Origin of the sequence: Mesorhizobium sp. 113-3-3 (assembly GCF_016756495.1) — a bacterium.
Taxonomy (GTDB): Bacteria; Pseudomonadota; Alphaproteobacteria; order Rhizobiales; family Rhizobiaceae; genus Mesorhizobium.
On the sequence record NZ_AP023243.1, the window covers coordinates 2,751,955 to 2,776,281 of the forward strand.

Annotated in this window: 33 protein-coding genes and 1 pseudogene; 21 read left to right on the plus strand and 13 right to left on the minus strand. The window is 64.1% G+C overall.

Annotated elements, in window-relative coordinates; translation table 11 throughout:
• Positions 1-56: 56 nt before the first annotated feature.
• A pseudogene (locus JG746_RS13290) lies at positions 57-311 on the plus strand (helix-turn-helix domain-containing protein); the annotation flags it as partial.
• 161 nt (positions 312-472) lie between these two features.
• Positions 473-1,192: a gamma-glutamylcyclotransferase gene (locus JG746_RS13295; protein WP_202358539.1), complete on the plus strand. Its 720-nt coding sequence runs from the start codon at positions 473-475 to the stop codon at positions 1,190-1,192.
• Between the two features lie 320 nt (positions 1,193-1,512).
• On the opposite strand, the gene JG746_RS13300 is transcribed toward JG746_RS13295, so the two are convergent.
• Positions 1,513-2,376, minus strand: coding sequence for an NAD(P)H-binding protein (locus JG746_RS13300; protein WP_202358540.1), 864 nt, complete (start codon positions 2,374-2,376; stop codon positions 1,513-1,515).
• Positions 2,377-2,491: 115 nt separating this feature from the next.
• Here JG746_RS13300 and JG746_RS13305 point away from each other — a divergent pair, with 115 nt between their 5' ends.
• The 7 genes from JG746_RS13305 to JG746_RS13335 all read left to right on the plus strand — a co-directional run bounded on the left by JG746_RS13305 (position 2,492) and on the right by JG746_RS13335 (position 6,188).
• Entirely contained in the window at positions 2,492-2,815 is a 324-nt protein-coding gene (locus tag JG746_RS13305) for an ArsR/SmtB family transcription factor (RefSeq protein ID WP_115142524.1), read from the plus strand.
• The gene (locus JG746_RS13310) at positions 2,812-3,243 is read left to right on the plus strand and encodes an SRPBCC family protein (RefSeq protein ID WP_202358541.1); all 432 of its coding nucleotides are present in this window, start codon (positions 2,812-2,814) and stop codon (positions 3,241-3,243) included. The genes JG746_RS13305 and JG746_RS13310 overlap by 4 nt, the downstream gene beginning before the upstream one ends.
• A gap of 135 nt (positions 3,244-3,378) precedes the next feature.
• Positions 3,379-3,771, plus strand: coding sequence for a VOC family protein (locus tag JG746_RS13315; RefSeq protein ID WP_202358542.1), 393 nt, complete (start codon positions 3,379-3,381; stop codon positions 3,769-3,771).
• Positions 3,772-3,806: 35 nt separating this feature from the next.
• A complete protein-coding gene (locus JG746_RS13320) occupies positions 3,807-4,028 on the plus strand; it encodes a hypothetical protein (protein ID WP_202358543.1) in 222 nt (73 codons plus the stop codon).
• Positions 4,029-4,039: 11 nt separating this feature from the next.
• Positions 4,040-4,468 carry a DUF1801 domain-containing protein gene (locus tag JG746_RS13325; RefSeq protein WP_202358544.1) on the plus strand — a complete coding sequence of 143 codons (429 nt, stop codon included), beginning with the start codon at positions 4,040-4,042 and terminating at the stop codon, positions 4,466-4,468.
• A gap of 34 nt (positions 4,469-4,502) precedes the next feature.
• Positions 4,503-4,895 carry a DUF1801 domain-containing protein gene (locus JG746_RS13330; protein WP_202358545.1) on the plus strand — a complete coding sequence of 131 codons (393 nt, stop codon included), beginning with the start codon at positions 4,503-4,505 and terminating at the stop codon, positions 4,893-4,895.
• Between the two features lie 198 nt (positions 4,896-5,093).
• Positions 5,094-6,188, plus strand: a complete 1,095-nt coding sequence (locus tag JG746_RS13335) for an acyltransferase family protein (protein WP_202358546.1) — start codon at positions 5,094-5,096, stop codon at positions 6,186-6,188.
• Between the two features lie 11 nt (positions 6,189-6,199).
• On the opposite strand, the gene JG746_RS13340 is transcribed toward JG746_RS13335, so the two are convergent.
• From JG746_RS13340 to JG746_RS13360, 5 genes are all read right to left on the minus strand, one after another.
• Complete coding sequence (locus JG746_RS13340) at positions 6,200-8,188, minus strand: glycoside hydrolase family 127 protein (RefSeq protein ID WP_202358547.1); 1,989 nt, start codon at positions 8,186-8,188, stop codon at positions 6,200-6,202.
• A 49-nt stretch (positions 8,189-8,237) separates the two neighbouring features.
• Positions 8,238-9,095, minus strand: a complete 858-nt coding sequence (locus JG746_RS13345; RefSeq protein WP_202358548.1) for a carbohydrate ABC transporter permease — start codon at positions 9,093-9,095, stop codon at positions 8,238-8,240.
• A complete protein-coding gene (locus JG746_RS13350) occupies positions 9,095-10,024 on the minus strand; it encodes a carbohydrate ABC transporter permease (protein ID WP_202358549.1) in 930 nt (309 codons plus the stop codon). The genes JG746_RS13345 and JG746_RS13350 overlap by 1 nt, the downstream gene beginning before the upstream one ends.
• A 136-nt stretch (positions 10,025-10,160) precedes the next feature.
• Positions 10,161-11,408 carry an ABC transporter substrate-binding protein gene (locus JG746_RS13355; protein WP_202358550.1) on the minus strand — a complete coding sequence of 416 codons (1,248 nt, stop codon included), beginning with the start codon at positions 11,406-11,408 and terminating at the stop codon, positions 10,161-10,163.
• A gap of 65 nt (positions 11,409-11,473) precedes the next feature.
• Complete coding sequence (locus tag JG746_RS13360; protein WP_202358551.1) at positions 11,474-12,517, minus strand: LacI family DNA-binding transcriptional regulator; 1,044 nt, start codon at positions 12,515-12,517, stop codon at positions 11,474-11,476.
• A gap of 592 nt (positions 12,518-13,109) precedes the next feature.
• Between JG746_RS13360 and JG746_RS13365 the strand changes: the two genes are divergently transcribed.
• From JG746_RS13365 to JG746_RS13380, 4 genes are all read left to right on the plus strand, one after another.
• Positions 13,110-14,168 carry a sensor domain-containing diguanylate cyclase gene (locus JG746_RS13365; RefSeq protein ID WP_202358552.1) on the plus strand — a complete coding sequence of 353 codons (1,059 nt, stop codon included), beginning with the start codon at positions 13,110-13,112 and terminating at the stop codon, positions 14,166-14,168.
• A 583-nt stretch (positions 14,169-14,751) separates the two neighbouring features.
• Positions 14,752-14,958, plus strand: coding sequence for a hypothetical protein (locus JG746_RS13370; RefSeq protein WP_244730777.1), 207 nt, complete (start codon positions 14,752-14,754; stop codon positions 14,956-14,958).
• 5 nt (positions 14,959-14,963) lie between these two features.
• Positions 14,964-15,155 carry a hypothetical protein gene (locus JG746_RS13375; protein ID WP_202358554.1) on the plus strand — a complete coding sequence of 64 codons (192 nt, stop codon included), beginning with the start codon at positions 14,964-14,966 and terminating at the stop codon, positions 15,153-15,155.
• A 43-nt stretch (positions 15,156-15,198) separates the two neighbouring features.
• Positions 15,199-15,420 (plus strand): DUF6500 family protein, encoded by a 222-nt coding sequence (locus JG746_RS13380; RefSeq protein ID WP_202358555.1) that lies wholly within the window; start codon positions 15,199-15,201, stop codon positions 15,418-15,420.
• Positions 15,421-15,487: 67 nt separating this feature from the next.
• Here JG746_RS13380 and JG746_RS13385 read toward each other — a convergent pair whose 3' ends face one another.
• Together JG746_RS13385 and JG746_RS13390 are read right to left on the minus strand one after the other, a co-directional pair.
• Positions 15,488-15,754 carry a DUF1488 domain-containing protein gene (locus JG746_RS13385; RefSeq protein WP_202358556.1) on the minus strand — a complete coding sequence of 89 codons (267 nt, stop codon included), beginning with the start codon at positions 15,752-15,754 and terminating at the stop codon, positions 15,488-15,490.
• Positions 15,751-16,005 (minus strand): hypothetical protein, encoded by a 255-nt coding sequence (locus JG746_RS13390; RefSeq protein ID WP_202359345.1) that lies wholly within the window; start codon positions 16,003-16,005, stop codon positions 15,751-15,753. Before JG746_RS13390 ends, JG746_RS13385 begins: the two co-directional genes overlap by 4 nt.
• A 246-nt stretch (positions 16,006-16,251) precedes the next feature.
• On the opposite strand from JG746_RS13390, the gene JG746_RS13395 reads away from it, so the two are divergent.
• The 5 genes from JG746_RS13395 to JG746_RS13415 all read left to right on the plus strand — a co-directional run bounded on the left by JG746_RS13395 (position 16,252) and on the right by JG746_RS13415 (position 19,815).
• Positions 16,252-16,566: a co-chaperone GroES gene (locus tag JG746_RS13395; RefSeq protein ID WP_202358557.1), complete on the plus strand. Its 315-nt coding sequence runs from the start codon at positions 16,252-16,254 to the stop codon at positions 16,564-16,566.
• Positions 16,567-16,627: 61 nt separating this feature from the next.
• The gene (groL, locus tag JG746_RS13400) at positions 16,628-18,256 is read left to right on the plus strand and encodes a chaperonin GroEL (RefSeq protein WP_202358558.1); all 1,629 of its coding nucleotides are present in this window, start codon (positions 16,628-16,630) and stop codon (positions 18,254-18,256) included.
• A gap of 132 nt (positions 18,257-18,388) precedes the next feature.
• On the plus strand, positions 18,389-18,547 hold the full coding sequence (locus tag JG746_RS13405) for a hypothetical protein (protein ID WP_019859659.1): 159 nt from the start codon (positions 18,389-18,391) through the stop codon (positions 18,545-18,547).
• Positions 18,548-18,827: 280 nt separating this feature from the next.
• Positions 18,828-19,142 carry a GYD domain-containing protein gene (locus JG746_RS13410; protein ID WP_202358559.1) on the plus strand — a complete coding sequence of 105 codons (315 nt, stop codon included), beginning with the start codon at positions 18,828-18,830 and terminating at the stop codon, positions 19,140-19,142.
• A 175-nt stretch (positions 19,143-19,317) separates the two neighbouring features.
• On the plus strand, positions 19,318-19,815 hold the full coding sequence (locus JG746_RS13415) for a GAF domain-containing protein (protein WP_202358560.1): 498 nt from the start codon (positions 19,318-19,320) through the stop codon (positions 19,813-19,815).
• Here JG746_RS13415 and JG746_RS13420 read toward each other — a convergent pair whose 3' ends face one another.
• From JG746_RS13420 to JG746_RS13440, 5 genes are all read right to left on the minus strand, one after another.
• Positions 19,816-20,883, minus strand: a complete 1,068-nt coding sequence (locus JG746_RS13420) for a YeiH family protein (protein WP_202359346.1) — start codon at positions 20,881-20,883, stop codon at positions 19,816-19,818.
• A 118-nt stretch (positions 20,884-21,001) separates the two neighbouring features.
• A complete protein-coding gene (locus tag JG746_RS13425) occupies positions 21,002-21,286 on the minus strand; it encodes a type II toxin-antitoxin system RelE/ParE family toxin (RefSeq protein ID WP_202358561.1) in 285 nt (94 codons plus the stop codon).
• Complete coding sequence (locus JG746_RS13430; protein ID WP_202358562.1) at positions 21,283-21,564, minus strand: type II toxin-antitoxin system ParD family antitoxin; 282 nt, start codon at positions 21,562-21,564, stop codon at positions 21,283-21,285. Before JG746_RS13430 ends, JG746_RS13425 begins: the two co-directional genes overlap by 4 nt.
• Before the next feature lie 99 nt (positions 21,565-21,663).
• A complete protein-coding gene (locus tag JG746_RS13435) occupies positions 21,664-22,041 on the minus strand; it encodes an ester cyclase (protein WP_202358563.1) in 378 nt (125 codons plus the stop codon).
• 75 nt (positions 22,042-22,116) lie between these two features.
• Entirely contained in the window at positions 22,117-23,010 is an 894-nt protein-coding gene (locus JG746_RS13440; protein WP_202358564.1) for a LysR family transcriptional regulator, read from the minus strand.
• Positions 23,011-23,161: 151 nt separating this feature from the next.
• Here JG746_RS13440 and JG746_RS13445 point away from each other — a divergent pair, with 151 nt between their 5' ends.
• From JG746_RS13445 to JG746_RS13455, 3 genes are read left to right on the plus strand one after another with little or no spacing between them, the layout of a single operon-like run.
• The gene (locus tag JG746_RS13445) at positions 23,162-23,557 is read left to right on the plus strand and encodes a (R)-mandelonitrile lyase (protein WP_202358565.1); all 396 of its coding nucleotides are present in this window, start codon (positions 23,162-23,164) and stop codon (positions 23,555-23,557) included.
• Positions 23,558-23,609: 52 nt separating this feature from the next.
• Positions 23,610-23,948 (plus strand): carboxymuconolactone decarboxylase family protein, encoded by a 339-nt coding sequence (locus JG746_RS13450; RefSeq protein WP_202358566.1) that lies wholly within the window; start codon positions 23,610-23,612, stop codon positions 23,946-23,948.
• Between the two features lie 4 nt (positions 23,949-23,952).
• The gene (locus JG746_RS13455) at positions 23,953-24,327 is read left to right on the plus strand and encodes a DUF2255 family protein (protein WP_202358567.1); all 375 of its coding nucleotides are present in this window, start codon (positions 23,953-23,955) and stop codon (positions 24,325-24,327) included.

The window sequence follows — 24,327 nt, forward strand, 5'->3', positions numbered from 1 at the left end:
GTCGGCGAAGCCTAGCGCGTGGTGCCGGCTGGGCGGCGTCCGACCTTGCGGAGGTCACCGGCCTCGGCGCCTCGCAGGTGCGGCGGCTGTTCCAGAAACATCTGCGCACCAGCCCGCACCAATGGCTGATGCGCGAGCGGCTGATGCAGGCACAATCGCTGCTGGTGCAAGGCGACCAGCCGCTGGCCGAGGTCGCCGAAGCCTGTGGCTTCTGCGACGTCTACCATTTCGGCCGCGAGTTCAAACGCTCGGTGAGGATATCACCGGCAGCCTGGCGGCGCAGCGAGTTGAGTGCCGCCCCGGGGCGGTAGCTTGGGTGAGTCTTTTCAGGTGCTTGGGTGTGTGTGCTCAGGTTTTGAGTCGGCGGGGTCGCTTCCGATTGCCAGCGGCGCCGACTCTGGAGAAAAGTCATCAGCGAACTCTATTCCGGCTCGCCCTTGAGAATCCCTCTGCCTTGGGCAACATGACGAACATGAACAAGCCGATTTCCACCAACCCACCGCGCAAGGCGCCGATGGCGCTGACCGAGGCGCTGGTGGCGCGGACCATGCGGGTGGTCGAGGATGCCGGGCCGACGCCGGGCATGGTCTACATGACTGACGCCGACTATGCGCGCTTTCGCGACGAGATCCTGGCCTCTGCACCGCCCGGGCCGCTGAAATTGTTCGCCTATGGCTCGCTGCTGTGGAAGCCGGCGGGCGAGGTGCGGGGCGGCGAGCGGGCGGTGGCGCGGGGCTGGCACCGGTCGTTCTGCTTCACGGTGCAGCGTTTTCGTGGCACGCTCGAGCAGCCCGGCCTGATGATGGCGCTCGACCGTGGCGGCCAGTGCCGGGGCATGGTGTTCGAGATCGCCGAGCCGGTTGCCGCCAATCTGGAGGCGCTGCTGCGCCGCGAGATGACCATCCTGCCCGCCGTCAACGTGCCGCGCTGGCTGCGGGTCAGCACCGAAAGCGGGGAGGGTCGGGCGCTCGGCTTCGTCGTCGATCCGGCCAATCCGCGCTATGCCGGCAAGCTGGACAAGAAGGCGGTCGCCGCGACGTTGGCCAGAGCCGTCGGCCACTGGGGCTCGGGCGCGCAATATCTGTTCGAGACGATCCGCCACCTCGACGCCTGCGGCATACGGGACCGCAATCTGTGGCAGCTGCAGGAACTGGTGGCGCGGGAGATCGGGGGCGCCCATTCGGCCCTCTAGCTGTTCTGCGAGGACGTTTTGACCAGTCGCCTGCGCTGACGGATCGTCTGTCTTCGCGATTGGCGGAAACATCCACGGCTTCGTCATCCACGGGCGGAGCAAGGAGCGAAGCGATGCGGCGCAGACCCGAGGATCCATGCCGGGACTCCTGAGCCTCGCCACGGTGCAGAATTCTGCTCCGCTGCACACTTCGATAGACGTCACGGAATGGATCAGGGTCTCCGCGACGGAGCTTCGCTCCTGCTTCGCCCAGGGATGACGAAGTTGGGAAGGCCTCGGCTAATCCTCCATCCATCGGTCAAAATAACTGAGCCGGGGAACTAGCCTTTCGTCAGCACCCCAAACACTGCCCGAACCAGGAAATCCCGAAAGCTTTCCGGTGGCTTACCTGTAAGCGCGGTGAAATCGCTGGAGGTCGAGGCATAGCGACCCTCGGCGATCGAGGCGCACAGGCTGGAGAAGGCCTGTGGCCACGGCTCGTCGAGGCGCGCCGACGCCGAGGCCAGATAATCGCCGAGGGCGCAGGAGCGATAGTGCAGGGGCTGTGCCGTTGCCTCGCTATAACAGGCAGCGATCTCGTCGAAGCCCAGCGGCCGGTCCCCGGTGATGGTGTAGAGGGCGCGGGATGTGTCGGCCCCGGCCGCCGCCGCTGCAACGGCCGCCGCAACATCGCCGCGCGATACCGGCGCAACCAGGCCCTGTCCGGCAGGCAGCGCGAGTTCGCCCGAGGCTGGTGCGAGCCAGGTGTCGAGGATGAAATCGCTGTAGAGGCCGCAGCGCAGGATGGTCGAGGGCACGCCGCAGGCGGCCAGCCGGCGCTCGGCGTTCCGGTAGGCAGGCGCGTAGTAGAAGGGCGAGGTCTCGCCGATGTCGATGATGCTGGTGAAGGTGATGTGGTGGACACCGGCTGCGGCTGCCGCCGCTATGGCGTTGGCATGATGGCGCGTGACCGTATCCGCCGCGCCATCGCTTGAAATCAGCACCAGCCTGTCGATGCCGGCGAAGGCTGCTTTCAGCGCCGAGGCATCCTCGTAGTCGCCGACGCGCAGCGCTGCTTCCCGGGGCAGGCGCTTTTGTGCGGCCTCAGGCTTGCGGACCAGCGCAGCGACTTCTTGGCCTGACGATACCAGCCTCGAGACGACGGCGCGCCCGACATGGCCGGTGGCTCCCGTGACGAGGATCATCAGCGTGCTCCATCTTCTGCCCAGTCGAGTCTTGCACCGGTTCAATCTTGCTCTTGACGAACATATATCCCTGTGGTTATACGTCAACCAATAGCCAACGGGTTATCGATCTGACATGCCAGACGCACATGACATGCTCTTCAGGACGCTCGCCGACCCGACCAGGCGGGCGATTTTCGAACGGCTGTGCCGCCAGGGCGAGCAGACGGTGGGGGCGCTGACGAGCCAGTCCGGCGTCTCGCAGCCGGCGGTGTCGAAGCATCTGGGCGTGCTCAAGCAGGCCGGGCTGGTGCGCGACCGCCATGAAGGTCGCCAGACGCACTACAGCGCGCAGCTTGGCGCGCTGGCGCCGCTGATGGACTGGACGCGTGATATGGCCGGGTTTTGGGAGGCTCGGTTCGATGATCTCGAGGATTTGCTCAAAAGGATGGACCAGTGAACGATAGTGCCACTGAAAACCGCACTGTCGTCGTCGAGCGGCAGATTTCCCATCCGCCGGAAAAACTCTGGCGCGCGCTGACGCAACCGCATCTGATCGAGGAGTGGCTGATGAAGAACGATTTCAAGCCTGATGTCGGCCACCGCTTCAACATCAGCGCCGATTGGGGCGGCGTGCTCGACTGCGAGGTGCTGGCCGTCGAGCCGAACAAGACGCTGTCCTACACCTGGAACCTCGCGCACCCGGACCCGGCCTTCGATCTCAGGAGCGTGGTGACCTTCACGCTCACCCCAACGCCAACCGGGACGCATCTGCGCATGGAACAATCCGGCTTCCGGCCCGATCAGCGGCGCGCCTATGGCGGCGCCAAGATGGGATGGCCGCAATTCTTCGAGAAGCTGGAAGAGCTTCTCGACCGGACGGATTAGACTCTTTGTTTTGACGCAATTCCGGACGGAAAACCGTTTCACACTTTTCCTGGAATTGCTCTGGTCCGGCCGACCGAACCCAAATCCTGATTTCACCGGGCGGTTCACCGCCAGCAAAACCTATGGAGAAAGACGATGAAGATCAAACTGACCAGCATCTATGTCGATGACCAGGAAAAGGCCCTGGCCTTCTACACCGGCGTGCTCGGCCTGACCAAGAAGGCCGATTTCAGCAACGGGCCGTTCCGCTGGCTGACCGTCGCCTCGCCGGACGAGCCCGAGGGCACCGAGCTGCAGCTGGCGCTCAACAGCCAGCCGGCCGCCAAGGCCTATCAGCAAGCGATGTTCGAGCAGGGTCAGCCGGCGGTGATGTTCTTCACCGACGACATCAAGGGCGATCATGAGCGCATCACGACGCGCGGCGGCACCTTCGCCATGGCGCCGACCGAGGTGACCGGCTCGACCATCGCCAAGCTGAACGACGGCTGCGGCAATCTCATCCAGATCACCGAGCTGGCGCGCTGGTAGCGCGCCCGGTTTCACGCGTTTCACGGGAGGTCATCTTGGACTGGAGCAAATGGATCAGGCAGGCGCATCGCTGGCTGTCGATCATCTTCACGGCGACCGTCGTCGCCAATTTCGTCACCATGGCGTTTGGACAGCCGCCCGCCTGGGTGGTTTACTCGCCGCTGCCGCCGCTCTTCCTTATGCTGTTCAGCGGCCTCTATATGTTCGTGCTGCCCTATGTCGCGGAAGGACGCAGCACGCAGCGGGCCAACGGATAGGAGGAAAGCGCATGGCCAAGTCGACATCCGCCAAGGCCGAGCCAAAACTGCTTTCCGGCGGCAACCCGCAGATCGCCAAGGGTTATGGCGATGCTCCCGTGCAGGCCTATATCGCGGCGATGCCGGGCTGGAAACGCGAGATGGGCGGGCGTCTCGACGCGCTCATCGAGCGCGCCGTGCCCGGTGTGCACAAGGCGGTCAAATGGAACTCGCCGCTCTATGGCATTGAAGGCGAGGGCTGGTTCCTCGGCATCCATTGCTTCACAGCGTATATCAAGGTTGCCTTCTTTCGCGGCCTGTTGCTGGATCCGGTGCCGCCGGGTGAATCCAAGAGCCAGGACACGCGCTACCTCGACATCCATGAGGACGACGCGTTCGACGAGGCGCAATTCAGCGCCTGGGTGAAGCAGGCCAGCCAATTGCCTGGCGAGCGCATGTAAGCGCGCTATTGTTCAATTTTTTGAGGAGAACAGCATGACCGGATCGCAGGAGAGCAAATCCCCCTCCGAACTGATCGACGGCAGGATCGAGGAGCTCGGCGACTGGCGCGGCGAGATGCTGGCCCGGCTGCGCGCGCTCATCCATCAGGCCGATCCCGATGTGGTCGAAACGTGGAAATGGCGCGGCGTGCCGGTGTGGGAGCATGACGGCATGATCTGCACCGGCGAGACCTACAAGAGCGTCGTCAAGCTGACATTCGCCAAGGGCGCGGCGCTGCCCGATCCGGCGGGGTTGTTCAACTCGAGCCTTGAAGGGAATACGCGGCGGGCTATTGATTTTCAGAAGGGGGAAGAGGTCAACGAGGATGCGCTGAAGGCGCTGGTGCGGGCCGCGGTGGCTTTGAACAAGTCGAAGGGTCGCAAGTAATGCTGCCCGCAGGCAGGCGAGGGGCAGCGCCGACGCCAGAAGATTGCCAATGACTTTGACACTGCCTGGCAGCAGCCAAGAATGGCTCGCTGTCTGCACCCCGCGAAACCATCCGTGTTTACGATCTGGGAAGCTTGATGGTGCTAGACATCTGGGAATGATGGCTGGCCTCGTTGGCCGGCCCCGGATGGATTTGCCATGAACAGCCCGATGCGCATGCCGTGGGTGGACACGGCCAAAGGCCTCTCGATCATCCTCGTGGTCATGATGTATTCGGCCTACAACACCGGCGAGTACACGGGCGGCGTCGGCTTCCTGCACTATGTCATCGGCTTCGCGACGCCGTTCCGCATGCCGGAATTCTTCCTGATCTCGGGCCTGTTCCTGTCGCAGGTGATCGACCGGCCGTGGCGGCGCTATGTCGACCGGCGCGTCGTCCACTATCTCTATTTCTACGTGCTGTGGGCGATCATCTCGATCGGGCTGAAGATCGGCGTCTTCAGCAGGGATCCCGGCGGCATGCTGCACGATCTCGCAATGGCCGTCGTCCAGCCCTATGGCGTGCTGTGGTTCATCTACATGCTGGCGGTGTTCGGCCTTGTTGCCAAGCTTTTGCGGCAGTTCCGCGTGCCCGCCTGGATCGTCATCCCGTGTGCCGCCGCCCTGCAGATGTGGGCGCCGCATCCCGACAGCTATGCGCTTGAACAGTTCGCGGCCTATTTCGTGTTCTTCTATGTCGGCTTCCTCATGGCGCCGCTGGTGTTCCGCCTCGTCGAATGGACGCAGCCCCGCCCGATGCTGGCCGTCGCCGGCCTGGCTCTGTGGGCTGTCGTCAACGGCCTGCTCGTCTATTCGCCGGGCTATGCCATGCAGCCGGTCGGCATGCAGATGGGGTTGGCGGCATGGCCGCCGCTGCATCTCACCTTGGCCATCGCCGGTGCCGTGGCGCTGTGCGTGCTTGGCGGCTTCCTGTCGACATTCCCTGCCATGGAATGGCTGCGCTGGCTTGGCGAACATTCGCTGGTCGTCTATGTCGCCTTCACCATCCCGATGTCGCTGTTCCGTGGCGCCGCGCTGGCAAGCGGCCTCTTGACCGACACCGGCATGCTCAGCCTGGCGGTGCTGCTGGTCTCGATCATCAGCCCTGTCGTGCTCTACCTCATCATCCAGCGCATCGGCTTCGGCATGTTCCTGTTCGAGCGGCCCGCCTGGGCGCATGTCGACAACAGCGCGCCGCAAGCCGCACCAAAGACGGCGCTGCCTGCTGCCGCCGCCCAATCGAGCCGGCCCTAGTCGAGCCCGCCTCAACCGTCGCGCAGCCACACCAGCATCTCGCCGGGCTCGCGGTTGTCCCAGGCGTAGTAGGGGATGGCTGTCAGCCGCGTCTCGACGCTGGCCGGCGGCTCTCGCCGGTAGAGCCCATCCTGCCAGCCGTCGCCGGCATCGGCCCACGCCGTGGCTGAAAGCGTCACCACACCGCCCAGCAGCCCGGGCGCTTCATGCGCTTCTATGCCTGCCGTGCGCGGCAGGGTCAGGCGATGCAGCCGGCTGTCATTGTCGGATGCCTCGACGCAGTAGATCAGCGGCCCGCGCGACAGCGCGACGCGGCCGGCATCCTGCCGGACCTCGGGGTTGGCGTAGAGCCGCTCGATCGGCATTTCGAGGTCGAGCCGGACGCGGTCGCCGTTTTTCCAGACGCGCCGGATCGCGGCATAGCCGTCGCTGATCATGTCTTCGAGGTCGACTGCCTCGCCATTGATCTCAAGCGTCGCGCTGCTGCTCCATGCCGGGATGCGCAGATGCAGCGTGAACTCCACCGGCGCCTGCGGTTCGACCGTGATCCCGACGGCGCCATCCCAGGGATAGCGGCTTGCCTGCGTCAGGCTGACCGCAGTGCCCGCAATGTCGAAACGGGCGGTGGAGTCGCCATAGAGATGCACGGCCAGCGCATCGTCCGCCAGGCTGTAGAAATAGCTGCCGATCGCGGCGACCATGCGCCCGACATTGGGCGGGCAGCATGGGCAGCGGTGCCATTTCCACCGGTTGTGCCGCCCACGGCTTTCCAGCGGGTTTTCATAGAAGAACAGCGAGCCGTCGAGCGACAGGCCGGAGATCGAACCATTGTAAAGCGCGCGCTCCATCATGTCGGCGTAGCGGGCGTTCGGCCCCATGCCGAGCATGCGGCTTGCCCAGAACACCAGGCCGACGGCGGCGCAGGTCTCGGCATAGGCGCTCTCATTGGGCAGGTCATAGTCGCTGGTGAAGCCCTCATTGTGGGCCGACGGGCCGAGCCCGCCGGTGATGTAGAGGTTCTTCGTGGTCAGGTCGTCCCACAGCCGGTCGAGCGCGACGCGCAGGCTATCGTCGCCATATTCGGTGGCGATGTCGGCCATGCCCGAATAGAGATACATCGCCCGCACCGCATGGCCGACGACCTTGTCCTGCTCGCGCACTGGCCGGTGCGACTGGCTGTATTCATAGGTCTTGAAATGGTAGGCCCTGGGGTCGGCGCCACGGGCGCGCGCCTCCTCGTCGAAATAATGCGGCTGCTGGCCGCGCTGGTCGATGAAGTACTTCGCCAGCTCCATGTATTTCTGCTCGCCGGTAACCCGCGCCAGCTTGACCAGCGCCAGCTCGATCTCCTCATGGCCGCAATAGCCCTTCTTCTTGCCGGGCTCGGGGCCCAGCACCGAAGCGATGTGGTCGGCGTAGCGGCACATGATGTCGAGCAGCTTGCGCTTGCCGGTCGCCTGGTAGTAGGCGACCGCGCCTTCGATCAGGTGGCCGGCGCAATAGAGCTCGTGGCAGTCGCGCAAATTCGTCCAGCGCTTGCCGGGCTGGATGCGCTGGTACCAGCTGGAGAGATAGCCGTCCTCCTGCTGCAGCCTGCCGTACATGTCGATGACGGCGTCGATCTTCTTCTCCAGCCCGGGGTTCTTGCGCCGGTAGAGCGAATAGGCCGCGGTTTCGATCGTCTTGCCGAGATCGGAATCCCAGAACATCTGCGTCGTCACCGTCGAGCCAGTGAATTCGGCGCCCTGGCGGTCCGCTTCATCGGGCGAGGGCGAGTGGAAGGGAATGACGATGCCGGGCGAGGGGCGGTCCGGATCGATCTGCTCCAGCATGCGTGCCGCCACGCAGCGCTCGTAGAGGATGTCGGCGGTGCGGGTGGCGACAGCATCGGCGCGGTCGCCCCAAAAACCGTGCACGTCGACCTGCGGCACCGGCAGCGGGCGGAAGGCGAGCCTGGGCTTGGCCGTCGTGGCGGGGCGGGGGGATGGCGATGCGGTCATGAACTCACTCCATTGTATCGATTGGTTGACGGCCTCGGCCGTCAGGCGATTACTTGACGGCCCCGGCCATCAGGCCGCGGATGTAGAAGCGCTGCAAAGCGAGGAACAGGATCAGGCACGGCACCATCATCACGGTGACGCCCGCCTGCACGGCGCCCCAGTCGATGGCGCCGAAGCGGCCCGACTGCAGTGCCGTCATCATCACCGGCAGTGTGAATTTCGACTGGTCGGTCATCAGCACCAGGGCGGCGAGGAACTCGTTCCAGGCGCCGAGGAAGGCGAACAGCGCGATGGTGACGACGCCCGGCCAGACCAGCGGCAGCATCACCTTCAACAACATGGTGGCGTTGCCGGCGCCGTCCATGCGCGCGGCTTCCTCTATCTCGCGCGGCACGGCGTCGAAGGCGTTGCGCATCATGAAGATCGAGAACGGCAATTGCAGCGTCACATAGACGCCGACCAGGCCGGTCAGCGTGTTGTGCAGGCCAAGCTTGGTCAGCACCAGGAAGATCGGCGTCAGGATCGACTGGAACGGGATCATGATCGTCGACAGGATGAGGACGAAGAACAGGTCCTTGAACGGAAAGCGGAACCGCGAAAAGCCATAACCGGCCAGCACGCTGACGATGACCGACAGCAGAACGGTCATCACCGAGACATAGATGCTGTTCTGCGCCGAGGCCCACAGGCCGTCGCCGAAGGAGTTCAGCGTGGCATAGTTTTCCAGCGAGAAGCCCGTGGTCGGCCATGGCGGCAGCGGCGGCAGGCGCGCTTCGGCCGCCGGCTTGAAGGCCGACAGCGCGGTCCACACGATCGGCGCGACGAACAGCACCGAGGCGATGACGCCGGTGGAGTGCCGGGCGAAGCGCGCGGCGAGCTTGCCCCTGGCTGATATCGCCTGCGCCATCAGTCGAGCCCCTCGGGCTTGCGCAGCAGCCACAGCTGGATGAGGCTGAGCGCCACCAGGATAACCAGCAGCACCATGGAGAGTGCCGCGCCGTAGCCGAGCTTGAACGACACGAAGGACTGGTTGAAGATCCAGTAGACCGCCGTCAGCGTCTGGTTGCGCGGGCCGCCGCGCAGGATGATGTAGAACTGGTCGAAGGCGAGTATCGAGCCCGCGACCGACAGGATCAGCGCCAGCGCCAGCGTGCGGCGCATAAGCGGCAAGGTGATCGCCCGGAAGCGCGCGAAAGGCCCGGCGCCGTCGATGACGGCGGCCTCCTGCAGATCCTGCGGGATCGATTGCAGGCCGGTCATCAGGATGATCATGGTGAAGCCGGCGACCTTCCACACCACCATGGCGATGATCGACCAGAAGGCCGGCTGGAAGGTGGCGAGCAGGTTGAACTTCTTGTCGATCAGGCCGAGATCGTAGGCGGCCGGGCTGAACAGGCCGGAATCGACATTGAGCAGCCATGACCACAAAAGGCTCGCCGAGGCGAAGCCGACCACCGCCGGCATGAAGAAGAAGGTGCGGTAGAGATTGGTCAGCGGCCGCGGTTTCTCGATGAAGATCGCCAAGGGAAAGGCGACGGCGAAGATCGCGATGGTGACGACCACCGTGTAGTAGCCCGTGAATTTGAGCGCGTTCCAGAACCTGGTGTCGCGCAAGATCGCCCAGTAATTGTCGAGGCCGATGAAGGCGTGCTCGCCCATCAGCGGCCAGTTGTGCAGCGACATCCACGCCGTCATGCCGAGCGGGATGACGAAGAACACCATGACCAGCGCCACGGCCGGCGCGACATAGATGAGGCCGATCCATTGCCGGCGCCCGGCGCCGACGAGTTTTCGGGCGCGGGGCGGGGCGGTGGTGCTGGCGGTGATGGTGGTCATGGCTGAGGGCTCGCCTTGCGACGCCTCGAACCGGAGATGCGAGTGAGTCTTCTCAACGCGATAGTCCTGCTATTTGAACAAAAACAATAGCCGGCCACCCGCCCAGGGAGAGAGGCGGGCGGCCGGCAGGCGGCCGCTACTTCTGCGGCGCCTGGTCGATGATCGACTGCATGGTCTCCTGCGCGTTGGCGATGGCGCCGTCGACGTCGTCGCCGAAGAAGACCTCGTTGATCATCTGCGTCCACGGGCCGTTGGCGGAGTTGATCAGGTCGTTGAACACCACCGAATAGGGCGTCTTGCCCTTGGCCATGGCCTCGGCGGCGACCTGGTAGCGCGGGTCGAGTTCCCTGAGCGCGTCCTTGGCGATGTCGCCGCGCACCGGCAGGCTGCCATATTTGGCCAGGATGGTCTGGCCTTCAAGCGAATAGGCGAAGTCCAAAAACTCCTTCACCACGGCGAGCTTCTTGGTGCCCTTGGTGACGACGAAATTGTCGCCGCCGGCAAAGGACGACCAGCCGCCGTCCTTGCCCGGCAGGAAGGTGACGCCGTAATCGACATTGGGATACTGGGTGTTGAGCGCGCCGATGGCGAAGGCGCCGGAGGGCGAGATCCCGATATTGCCGGCGGCGAAGGCGGCAAAGAAATTGGCGCCGGTGTCGGTCTGGGCGCCTGCCGGCACCAGGTCCTTCTTGACCATCGAGCGGTAGAGATCGATGGCGCCGCGCAGTTGCGGGCTGTCCAGCGTCGCCTTGGAGCCGTCTTCACTGAGGATATCGCCGCCCGAGGCCCAGATCAGCGGCGTGAAGGTGAAGATGTTGCAGCCGCCGCAATTGCCGGAGAAGTAGAAGCCCTTGATGTTGCCGCCAAGCGCGTTGACCTTCTCGGCATCGGCGGCGATCTCGGCCCAGTTGGCCGGGCCTTTCTCAGGGTCGAGGCCGGCCTGCTTGAACAGCTTCTTGTTCCAGATCAGCACCGAGGCGTCGGCCGAGAAGGGCAGGCCGTAAATGTGGTCCTTGTAGGTGCCGGTCTTGACATGCGCCGGCGACAGGCTGGCGAAATAGGGCAGGGACTTGGCCCAGTCGGTGATGTCCTCCAGCTGGCCGGCGGCGGCGAAGGACGGCGTGTAGATGAGGTCGAGCGACAGCGCGTCGGGCGCCGTGCCGCCGGCGGCGGCCGCGCCATATTTCGGGATGATCTCGGCATTGGGGATGATGTCGAGCTTGATCTGGTTGGTGTGCGCCTTGTTGTAGGCGTCGACGATGCGCGGCATGAAATTCGAGCCGTCGGCGCGCACCCAGATGTTGGCGGTGTCGGCGGCGGCGGCACCGAGACCGCTGCCCAGAACGGCAGTGGCCAGGGCCAGTTTGGCAATCAGCTTCCTCATGTTTTCCTCCTCCAAGGGTTGGCCGCTGTGCGCGGCTTGGCGCCGATCTCGCGGCGCTTTCGTTTTCAGCCGTCCGGTGAGCGGCCACAGGACTGACGCACCACCAGCCGGCACGGCAGTTTTCGAATGCCCGGCGCGGCGGGCTGGCCGCCGACCAGGGAAAGCAGGGTCAGCCCGGCCTCGCGGCCGAGGGCGACCAGGTTCATGTCGACCGAGGTCAGCGGCGGGCGCGTCGCTTCCGCGACGATCTCCCAATTGTCGAAACCGATGACGCCGACATCGCCGGGAACATCGAGGCCGCGCTCGCGCAAGGCATCGATGACGCCGCGCGCGATCTGGTCGTTGCCGCAAAAGACGGCGTCCGGTCTTTGGCTTTTGCCGTCGAACAGCTGCGCCACCGCTTCATGCCCCCAGGCTTCCGACCAGGAGCCGAGCAGCGGTTCGGTCACCGGCAGGCCGTTTTCGGCGAGCACGTCGCGATGGGCCTGGGCGCGGGCATGCACCACGGCGAAGCTCGCCGGTCCGCTGACATGGGCGATGCGCCTGCGGCCGAGCCGGCAGAAATGTTCCACCGCCAGCCGCGCGCCGCCGGCATCGTCCGAGACGAAGGCGACGGCGTCGGGATCGGGCTGGGTGAAGGCGTAGATCACCGGGATGCGCAGATTGGCGAGGTCGACCGGCAGGTGGCGGTCGATGCGTTTTCCCGTGGCGATGATGCCGTCGACGCGCTTGTCGAGCATGGCCTCGACATGCAACTGGCCCAGCCGCGGATCCTCCTCGACATTGCACAGGAACACCGAGACGCCATTGTCGACCAGCGCGTCCGAAATGCCCGACATCAGCGGCAGCGAGAAGCGGCCATAAGTATCGTTGGTGAGCAAGCCGATGGTGAAGGAGCGGCGCCTCAGAAGGCTCTGCGCCAGGCTGTTGGGCCGGAAGCCCAGGCTGCGCGCCGTCTCGCGGATGCGCTCGCGGGTCTCGGCGGTCATGCGCCCCTGGTCGTTGAGCGCCTTCGAGGCCGTCGCAACGCTGACGCCGGCCCGAGCCGCCACGTCACGCAAGGTGACGGGCTTGGGAAAGACCGGAACAGGCTGATCGTCCGCTGCCATCGCGCCGAGAAATCCTTAGTTGGGAAAAGGTTTTCTCACATAGGCCGGGACAAGGCCCGACCAATGGCCGAGCCCGATCAGATCTGTTTGGAAAAACCTTTTCTCAAGTCAGGCTAGGCCAGATTGGGGGAGTGTTCAAGGGGGAAAAGTGGAGCTCTGTCGGTGGGAACAGAAAGTGTGGCTGATCGGCGCGAGGCCTGATTGCCACGTGGTTCCCCCAATCCGTCGCTGCTTCGCAGCGCCACCTTTCCCCCCTCCGGAGGGAAAGGAAGGGAGCGTTATCGGACGAGCGTTGACGGCAAAAAGCTTGGCGCCTTTCCTCTACCCCGTCGATCGGGGGGTCCGAAGGACGGGCGAGACCCGTGGCTCGCCCCGGCTGGTGGCTCGGCGAAGCCGAGACGGAGTGGGGGTCGACCAGCGCAGCATAAGACAATCTATGCGCCAAGCTGCCATGCACGCTGTCGCCAAAGACCAGCTGCCTGGAAATGTGTGCATGCCGTCGCCACTCCCGTGGGGGCGAGGAAACCCAAGGATTGTCAGCGAAGTTTTAATCGCTGCTGCACCATGGTGGTCGCCCGCCAGGAGTCTTGCCATGCCCGATACGCCATACGTTCCGAAAGGCCCGGCCTCGCAGCCCGGCAAGCGGGCGGGGCATGAGAGCGCCGGCGAGCGGCGCCGCGACGCCGACATCTCCAAGCTCAAGGCCGAACTCGCCGCGCAGGCCGCGCTGATCGCCGGCCAAGAGGTTGCGCTGGCGCACAGCCGCAAGATCTTCGATCGCGCCTCGCTCGCAGCGCGCATCGGCGTGTGGGAATGCAGCCTGCCCGGCGAACAATTGCACTGGACCGATGTGGTCTACGATCTGTTCGACCTGCCGCGCGGCGCCACGCTCGACCGCTCGGAGATCATCAAGTGCTATCCACAGGAGTCGCGCAAGGCGCTGGACAGTCTGCGCAGCCGTGCGATCGCCGAGCGCAGCGGCTTCACCCTCGATGCCGAGATCACCACCTTCGCCGGCCACAGCCGCTGGATCCGCATCACCGCGACCGTCGAGTGCGAGGCCGATGTGCCGGTGCGCATCTTCGGCATGAAGCAGGACATCACCGAGGAAAAGATCCTGTCGGACAGGATGCGCTATCTCGCCGAGTTCGACGCCATGACCGGGCTTGCCAACCGCGCCCGGTTCCAGGCGCGGCTGGCGCAGGCGGATGCCAGCCATCCGCTCGGCGCGTTGCTGTTGATCGATCTCGACGGCTTCAAGGCGGTCAACGACACGTTCGGCCATGTCGTCGGCGACGAGTGCCTGAAGGCGGCGGCCGAGCGCCTCGTCGAAGGCTGCGGCGAGGCGGATCTGGTGGCGCGCGTCGGCGGCGACGAGTTCGCGGTGCTGCTCGGATCGCATCTCGACCGGGCCGCCGTCTCCAGCGTGGCGCGCGAGATCGTCGAGAGGATGGGCAAGCCGGTCCCGATACGCGGCCAGTCGCTGCGGCTGGGCGCCTCGGTCGGCATCGCGTTCGCCGGCGCAGGCTCGCCTTGCGACCTGTTCGCGCAGGCCGACACGGCGCTCTATGCCGCCAAGGCGGCGGGTCGCAACACCTTCCGCATCTTCAAGGCCGAGGCCGGCGCGAAAGGCCGGAGCGCCGCGGCGTGAAGGCCTGCGTTTTTCAGGGGAGGCCTGGCAGGCTTACCTTTGGAGTCATTTGTAAACAAAGTGTTAGGGCTGTGATTTGAAGTTCTGAATCACCAGGCGGCGCGCAGCGTCGGTCATTTCTTGTCCGCGCAGCCAGGATACCCGCCCATGGCAGCGCTCACGCCTTCGGGGTTTCGGGGGCGAGGCGTCTGCCAAAGAGCGCTGCCAGCCGACATTTCGCAAAGTGCCGACAGAACAGCGGTCGGGCTTAACGTTTCCGCAAGCATTTCCCCGTTAGTTCGGTCGCAATGGCCTCGTGGCGGAGCGGCTACGCTGGAGACGGCAAATCTCTGAAGCCTCGGTTCGATCCCGAGGCGAGGCCTCCAAAATCCTACAGCCGAGACCCCTGTGCCCGACCACTTGTCGCGGCCGATTTGTGCGGTTGCGGTCGTTGTCGCCTGCGACGGACATGCTCACGCCGGCATGGGGCCGAGGTTAAAACCACCTATCTGCATTTGGCATGCAGGGCGCTCGCGAAAAGAGTGCTATGGCAGGGGCGCGAGCCTGCTCGCTCCGATCTTCCCCGGCATTCGAGGTCATTTTCGTGCGTGAACCGTCATCGCTGCCGGTCTTTGGGAAACTTGGCGTCAAGCCATCCGTCGCCGTCGCGGCGGTGCCAACCGCTTCGGCTGGCATCGTGCCGCGCTTGCGGGAGCTTGTGGCCGCGCATGGCGGCATGGCGTTGAAGCTGTCGGTGATCGCCTGGACGATGCTGGTCCTGGGCACGGTGTTTTTCATGTTGCAGGGCTGAGGATCATGGCAAATCGCTATGCGCTGCGCATGGATCTGCCCCAGAGTTGGGCGATCGTCGATGTCTTCACCGGCCAGCCTGCGATGATCAGGCAAAAGGTGATGGTCGGCATGAGCCCGCGCGAGGCCGAGGACATGGTCGTGCAGATGAATGTCGGCGACATCCGGCGCCGCGAAAGGGCGGAGCGCAAGGGTTGAACGGGGGGCCAAGACCCCGCGGCATAAAAACAAGAGGATTCCCGTGAGAGCCAGCCTGAAGCAAAAGATACTGGAGGTCTGCGACCGCAAGATTTCCGAGAAAGGCCCTGGCGTCGGCCTGTCGTTCTACGCGTTTTTCGCCAACAGGAATGACGACCCCGAACTGCTGATGGAAGCAGCGGAATGGTGGATCAGGACCCACCGCCTCGACCATTTCGAAAAGGCCGCGAAGATACGCACGATGGTCGAGGACATGGACCTTTGATCTTTGTTTCTATGCATGTCGTTATCTCAAAACCGGGGTCACTTTTGAGCGACATGCATAGGGCTGATCAGCCGAAGTCGTCGGCCGTCAGCACATACATGCTCTTGCGCGTGCGGTCATAGGCCTTCGACGCCACGTCGCGGATGGCGCTGCTCTGCGTGTCGAATGTTGCGAGGTAACCGGCCTCATTGGCCGCGGTTGCCGGCTGCATCCTGGTCATCGCGTCGGCGGCTACCGAGAAGGAAATCTGGAACATGCCGTCATGGCCGACGAAGCGGATGCGTTTGCCGGCTTCGTCATAGCTGCGGCTGCGGTTGGGGAAGGTCAGGCTCATGTTTTTGCCTCCGTTGCGGCGGCCTTCTTGGTCGCCCGCTTCTTCTTCGGCGTCGGGTTCAGGGCTTCGGCGACGCGGTCAGCCTCTTCCTTGGCCAGCCGCAACTCCCGCAGCCTTGCCGTCTTGATCTCCCGGGCCCGCGCCTCGGACATGTACTCGGCTGTCGCCTTGTTGCGCTCGGCCGTCTTCTTCTGCTTGTCGACGAAGCGGGCTTCAGCTTTTTCCATGATCGTCTGATTGCCGTCGGCCATCGCATAAATCTCCTTGGTGCCTGGAATCGTGAAAATGAACTTGTCCGATAAATAGGCACTCGACCGGCAAAATTCAATTTTTTGAATTATTTGACTGCTTTGCGATATCACGAAACGGCAGGCCGAAATAATACTTTTCAATATTTAATTCCGGCCGCGAATAATTTTTGGCACTCCTATCTATCGAGTGCCAAAGCGCCTATATAAGGGCGCGGCCGCCTAAGCCGGCCCCAGAAAGAAGTTTTCATGAAGTTTCGGCCACTCCACGACCGCGTCGTCATCCGGCGCGCCGAAGGCGATACCAAATCCAAGGGCGGCATCATCATTCCCGACAATGCCAAGGAAAAGCCGCAGGAGGGCGAAGTCATCGCCATCGGCCCCGGCGCACGCGACGAAAACGGCGCGCTTGTGCCGCTCGACGTCAAGGCCGGCGACCTGATCCTGTTCGGCAAATGGTCGGGCACCGAGGTCAAGATCGACGGTGAGGACCTTCTGATCATGAAGGAAGCCGACATTATGGGCGTGATCGAGAAGAGCGTCGAAGCCAAGAAGGCCGCCTGACTGGAGCGCCGCGCCTTCCGCGCGGGGTTCGTCCACTCCAAATTCGAACGGGATTGAAAAAATGTCTGCCAAGGAAATCAAATTCGCCACCGACGCGCGTGACCGCATGCTGCGCGGCGTCGAGATCCTCACCAATGCGGTGAAGGTCACGCTCGGCCCCAAGGGCCGCAACGTCATCATCGACAAGGCCTATGGCGCGCCGCGCATCACCAAGGACGGCGTCACCGTCGCCAAGGAAATCGAGCTTGCCGACAAGTTCGAGAACATGGGCGCGCAGATGGTGCGCGAAGTGGCCTCCAAGACCAACGACCTGGCCGGCGACGGCACCACCACCGCGACCGTGCTGGCCGCCTCGATCCTGCGCGAAGGCGCCAAGCTTGTTGCCGCCGGCATGAACCCGATGGACCTGAAGCGCGGCATCGACCAGGCGGTCGCCGCCGTGGTCGTCGAGATCAAGGCGAAGGCCAAGAAAGTCAAGTCGTCGGCCGAGATCGCCCAGGTCGGCACCATCGCCGCCAATGGCGACGCCACCGTCGGCGAGATGATCGCCAAGGCGATGGACAAGGTCGGCAATGACGGCGTCATCACCGTCGAGGAAGCCAAGACCGCCGAAACCGAACTCGATGTCGTCGAAGGCATGCAGTTCGACCGCGGCTATCTCAGCCCGTATTTCGTCACCAATGCCGACAAGATGCGTGTCGAGCTCGAAGAGCCCTATGTGCTCCTCCACGAGAAGAAGCTCGGCAATCTGCAGGCGATGCTGCCGATCCTCGAAGCGGTGGTGCAGAGCGGCAGGCCGCTGCTGATTATCTCCGAGGACGTCGAAGGCGAGGCTCTGGCCACGCTGGTCGTCAACAAATTGCGCGGCGGCCTCAAGGTCGCTGCCGTCAAGGCGCCGGGCTTCGGCGACCGCCGCAAGGCGATGCTGGAAGACATCGCCGTGCTGACATCCGGCCAGATGATTTCCGAGGATCTCGGCATCAAGCTCGAAAACGTCACCATCGAGATGCTCGGCCGCGCCAAGCGCGTGCTGATCGAGAAGGACACCACCACGATCATCGATGGCGCCGGCACCAAGGCGACGATCCAGGCGCGCGTCGCCCAGATCAAGGGCCAGATCGAGGAGACGACCTCAGATTACGACAAGGAAAAGCTGCAGGAGCGGCTGGCCAAGCTGTCGGGCGGCGTTGCCGTCATCCGTGTCGGTGGCGTCACCGAGTCGGAAGTGAAGGAAAAGAAGGACCGCATCGACGACGCGCTGAATGCGACGCGCGCGGCGGTCGAGGAAGGCATCGTGCCCGGCGGCGGCGTGGCTTTGCTGCGCGCCCGGTCGGCGCTGGCCGGCCTCAACGGCGCCAATGCCGATGTCACCGCCGGTATTTCGATCGTGCTGCGCGCGCTTGAAGCGCCGATCCGCCAGATCGCCGAGAATTCCGGCGTCGAAGGTTCGATCGTGGTCGGCAAGCTCGCCGACAGCAAGGATCACAATCAGGGCTTTGACGCCCAGAACGAGACCTATGTCGACATGATCAAGGCCGGCATCGTCGATCCGGCGAAAGTGGTGCGCACCGCATTGCAGGACGCCGGCTCGATCGCAGCACTCCTGATCACCGCCGAAGCCATGATCACCGACATCCCGGCCAAGGATGCGGCGCCTGCCGGTGGCGGCGGCGGCATGGGCGGCTACTAACGATTCAGCGGGGGGTGGCTTCATCGAAGCCGCCTCCCGGGCCTGAGCTGCATCCACGCCGGTTCCAGGAGCCGGATATTACCGCCGGGGGCCGCTCCCGGCGCACAGGCCTCTAGCCCAGGAGATCGATCCATGATCGTGTTCGCGCAGAAGCCACAGACGGTCGTCACGACCGAAACCACCGAAGAGAGCCGCTTCGACCGCATCCGCAGGATTGCCGCCGACAAGCACAAGAAATCGGATTCAGATACCGCAACGCCACAAAAGGGCGAGCCGAAGCGTCCGATGTAAGGCTGCGCCGCGACGCCGCCGGCCGTCAGCGCCACATCGCCCATCAACGGCGCGAGCTCGATGCCGTTGGCCGAGCTTTGGTCCAGCCAGACAACATCCCGTCGGCCCGATCGGCGTGTCCGGTATTGTCATTATATTAGCTTCAGCGCATATTTGGGTGGCAGCGAGCCCTTGGCCGCCAACGCGTCCCAGGGCGCCTGCAATTGTTCCGAAAAATAAATCACTCCGTGCGGCTCGAATATGGAGCGGCACGAGACAATGACATTTGGAGGAAATACCCATGAAAGTGACGATCTTGGCAAACTATGCGCCTCATGCCGCCAAAGGATTGATGCAGGGGTCGGACAGGCAGGCTGCGGTCAAGGCGCTTTTTGAAAGCGTTGGCGGCAAGATGACCAGCGTGATGTTCACGCGCGGCATCTATGACGTCGTTGTCAATGGCGAGGTGCCGGACCAGTCAGCGGGAATCGGCATGTCCCTTGCGGTGCGAGCGAGCGGCTCGCTGACCGAGATGGTTGTCCTGGAAGAACTCGACATGAAGGCAGTGCTCGCGGCCGCCAAGAAGGCTGCCGGCTCGTACAAACCCGCCGGCTGATGGCTCGCCGTCTTGATCAAGGCAGCACGGTTCGATGCCGTGCTGCCGAGTGTCGGACAGACATCTTCTTCCGACTTTCGCGGCGACTGGAATTCAAGCTAGTATCGTCCGATGGTCGTTTGGTGCAGAGAGCTTGCGGAAACGGAACCGCGTTTTCTCAATTCGGAGACAAGCCATGTTTGCGGCCAAGGCCATCGACACCTCCGACAAGGCCGCGTTCTACCGCGACCTCGCCGCTCAGCTGAAAGCGCTGCTCGACGGCGAAAGCGATTCGATCGCCAATGCCGCCAACACCGCGGCGCTGATCTTCCAGATGGTGCCGGACCTCAACTGGGCCGGTTTCTATTTCCTGGCCTCGGACGAGGAGCTGGTGCTGGGACCGTTCCAGGGCAAGCCTGCCTGCGTGCGCATCGCCGTCGGCAAGGGGGTGTGCGGAACGGCGGTTGAACTCGGCACCTCGATGCTGATCAAGGACGTGCACGATTTTCCCGGCCACATCGCCTGCGACGCCGACTCGCGTTCGGAACTGGTGGTGCTGCTGGAGGACGATGAAGGCGTCTTCGGCGTGCTCGATCTCGACAGCCCGCTGCCCGGCCGCTTCGACAAGGCCGATCAGGCGGGTATCGAAATGCTGGCGGCGATCTATGCCGCTGCGAGCTCGTTCGAGGACTGATCAGCCTGCGAACTTCACCAGCATCAGGCTGAAGCAGCCGATGAACAGGAAGGCCGAGAAGGCGAGCGCCAGCGGGCGCAGGCCGCGCGAGCGCAGCTGCGAGATGTCGGCCCGCAGGCCCATGGCGGCGAGCCCCATGGTCAGCATGATGGTGGTGGCGAGCGCCATTGCCGCCTTCACTTCGGCCGGCACGGTGATCAGGCTGTTCAGCGCCACGACGGCGACGAAGGCGGCGACGAACCACGGCATGGGCGGCCGCGCGGCCTGCTGGTCGCCGCTCGCCTTGCGGCGCGCCATCAGGCCGAGTGCGATGACCATCGGCGCCAGCATGGCAACGCGCGTCAGCTTGGCGACGGTGGCGATCTCGCCGGACTGGGTGCCGTTCTGGAAGCCTGCGCCGATGACCTGCGCCACCTCGTGGATGGAGGCGCCGGCCCACAGGCCGAACGCATGCTGGTCGAGGCCGAGGGCAGGGGCGAGCAGCGGGAAGCCGAGCATGGCGACGGTGCCGAACAAGGTGATCGAGGCGACGGCATAGGTGACGTCCTCGTCGCGCGCATCGGTGACGATGTTGGTGGCGATGATGGCCGAGGCGCCGCAGATCGAGGTGCCGGCGGCAATCAACTGCGCCAGCTTGCGGTCGACGCCGATCAGCCGGCCGAGCGTGATGGTGAACAGGAAGGTGGCGCCGAGCGTCGCCGCCACGATGCCGACGCCGCCGGCGCCGATCGAGACGACCTGGCCGAGCGTCAGCTGGAAGCCGAGCAGCACGATGGCAAAGCGCAGCAGGCGCTTTTGCGAGAAGGCGATGCCCGCCTTGGCATGCGCCGGCGTGCCGAGCACGTTGGAATAGACCATGCCGGCGACGACGGCCAGGATCATAGGGCTGAACAAGGCAAAGCCGGAGACATTGTGCGCCGAGAAGGCCACGGCTGTGATCATCGCCACCAGCACGATGCCGGGAATGATGCCGTTCCACACCGAATCGAGCCGCTTGCGGCCAGCGGCCAGATCGGCGGAAATTGTGCTTTTCGGAATATCGTTCGCGATGTGGGTAAGGGAAGACAATGCAATGCTCCAGGCGGGTACGCCGGAGGAATGCCATTTCATAATCGATCTTTCCAACGAATTGTTATGGTTGGAATGATCGATTTTTACGAACGATCGTAGTGAAGGACCAGTTCGGCTACAACAATTCCTGCCACCGACGCGCGCCATGAACCACGCGCACAATCTCCGCGCCGTCGTCGATCTGGCGATAGAGGATCAGGTAGTTTCCTGCGGGGAACGTGCGCAGGCCAGCGCGCACGTCTGGCCGGGCAACACCCATTCCCGGCATGTCGGCGATCCGCTGGCAATGGGCATGGATTTCGTCATACCAGCGCAGTGCCGCCGAAGGACTGTCCTCGGCGATATAGAGCGCGACGGCTTCGATATCCGCTTCGGCTTCCGGTCGTAGGCGCAGCGTCATCGCGACGTGCGCTCGGCGATCCTTGCATCGAGCTTGCTTTTGATCCGGGCGAAGGCTTCGTCTCCGTCGACGGCATTGCCGCTTGCCATGCCTTCATCCCAAAGTCGGCCCAACTCGTCGACGGCCTGGTCACGCTGTATCCGGCGAAACTTCCATTCGCGCAATGCTTCACGCATGACCTCGCTCGCCGAGGCATATTCACCCGCCGCGACGACTTCGCGCATCATGCTTGCCATTTCAGGGGTGAGGGCAACGCTCACTTTCTCGACATTGGCCATCTGTGTTCTCCTGCTACACAAGGTAGGCAAGTTTACCACCGGCTGCAAGGACGACTGACAGCCCGCATGATTCCTGGCACCTTCGCGAGATCATGCGTGTCAAAGCTGCGCTTCGATCGCCGCCTTGTCGATGACCGACCAGACGTTCCTGATCCGGTCGTTCAGAAATTCATAGAACACATTCTCGCTGAACGAGACCTTTTTGCCGTTGATGGGCAGGCCGAAGAAGGTTCCCTTCGGCGTGCAGTTGAACTGGATGCGGCTGGCGATGAAGGGCGGTTCGGAGACCAGCAGCTGAACGTCGAAATAGAGGTCCGGAATTTCGCGGAAATCCCGCTCCAGCATGGCGCGGTAGCCTGAAAGGCCGACGCGCTCACTGTTGTAGTGGACCTCGTCATGGACGAAGCGATGCAGCCTTTGCCAATCCTGGTTGTTGAGGCAGTCGATATAGCCTCGGTAGAGGTCGGTCTCGGTCACGGCGATGCTCCGGGGTTTTGGAAAGATCACGCCCGATCGCGAAGATAGAACGACTGCCGGCGCAGTCCAGATCGATCAACCGCGATAGCGCAGCGCATCGACCAGCAGCGAGAAGGCGGGCGTGGTCTGGCGGCGGCTGGGGTAATAGAGGTGGTAGCCGGGGAAGGGTGGGCACCAGTCGGCCAGCACCCGCACCAGCTCGCCGCTGGCAAGCGGCGCGCGCAGCTGGTCCTCGGGCAGATAGGCGAGGCCGAGGCCGGCGCGCACCGCATTCAAGCGCAGCCCTGCCGTGTTGAAGATCAGCTGGCCCTCGACGCGCACCTTCAGCTCGCGCCCGGCCCTTTCGAATTCCCAGGCATAGAGCCCGCCATAGGTCGGCAGGCGCAGGTTGATGCAATTGTGGTTGGTCAGGTCCTGCGGCACGCGCGGCTTCGGCTGCCTGGCGAAATAGGCAGGCGAACCGACCACGGCCATGCGCATGTCCGGGCCGATGCGCACCGCGATCATGTCGTGCGCCACTTGTTCGCCAAGCCGCACGCCGGCGTCGTAGCGCTCGGCGACGATATCGGTCAGGCCGTAGTCGACGATGATCTCGACCTTGATGTCGGGATAGTCGGGCAAAAGCCTCGATATCGCCGGCCACAGCACCGCTTCGGCGGCGTGCTCGCCGGCGGTGATGCGGATGGTGCCGGCGGGCTTTTCACGCAAGGCGCTGAGCGCGGCGAGCTCGGCCTCGATCTCGTCGAGCCTCGGCCCGACGGAGCGCATCAGGCGCTCGCCGGCCTCGGTGGGCGACACGCTGCGCGTGGTGCGGGTGAGCAGGCGCACGCCGAGCCGCTCTTCCAGAGCGCGCACCGTGTGGCTGAGCGCCGATTGCGAGACGCCGAGCTGTGCCGCCGCCCGGGTGAAGCTTTTTTCGCGCGCGACGGCGAGGAAGGCGGTCAGCTCGTTCAGATTGTCTCGCGGCATTGATGAGCTTTCCTCATAAGTACATGCCGGATATAGCACCTAATCCGGACCAATCGCAGGCGCTAAATAGACGCCATCACGATCGCGTGCCCAGGAGCGGCGGCCCAGATGGCGAGTGCGTCGCCCAGCAACGGCGTGGAGAAGGAAAACCATGGACATCAAGCGAAGCGGTTCGCAGCCTTCCGTAAAGGGCGCCGCCGATTATTTCAGCGGTACCGTGCGCGTCGATGCGCCCTTCAAGGGCAGCGAACCGGCCCGCGTGGGTGGCGCCACGGTGACGTTCGAGCCGGGTGCGCGCACGGCCTGGCACACGCATCCGCTCGGCCAGACGCTGATCGTGCTGTCGGGCGCCGGCCTGGCCCAGCGTGAGGGCGGACCGGTCGAGCCGATCCACCCCGGCGACATCGTCTGGTTCGCGCCCGGCGAGAAGCACTGGCATGGCGCGGCACCGACTACGGCGATGAGCCACATCGCCATCGCCGAAGCCCTCGATGGCACGGTCGTCGACTGGATGGAGCATGTTACCGACGAACAATACGGGGTTTGAGCAAGCATCAGCGCCTTGCGCTCGAACCCATGCCGCAACGAAGGAAAGCACCATGACCGATGCACCAGTGCCGCACAGGAATCCGTTCTCCGATATCGCACCCGCGCTCGGAAAATACACCGACGAGGTGTTGTTCGGCGACGTCTGGAAGCGGCCCGGCCTCTCGCCGCGCGACCGCAGCCTCGTCACCGTCAGCAGCCTGATCTCGGGCTACCGGATCAATGAAATGCCTTTCCACATGAAGCGGGCGCTCGACAATGGCGTCACCCGCGACGAACTCATCGAAACCATCACGCATCTCGCCTTTTACGCCGGATGGCCCGTTGCAAGCACCGCGATCGGCATTGCCCGAAAGGTCTTCGAGCAGGCCGACGCCGAGAAAAAGGAATAGGAAAATGCCCTGGGCGAAGGACGAACTCGAAAGGATCGCGGCAACCGACGATCTGCATATTTCGCCTTTGCGCGATGACGGCGTGACCCCGGGCACGCCGACCTGGATCCGGTCGGTCGTTGCCGATGGCGCGCTTTATGTGCGCGGCTACAATGGCCAGCAGTCGCGCTGGTATCAGGCCGCGATCAGGCAGAAGGCCGGACGCATCACTGCCGCCGGCATGACCAGGGACGTTGCCTTCGAAGCCGTCGAGGGAACCGTCAACGCCCGCATCGATGACGCCTACCGGGCGAAATACACAGCCAGCCCTTATCTCGCGCCGATGATCGCGGCGCGCGCCCGCGCCGCCACGGTGCGGATCACACCGAAGGAGAATTGA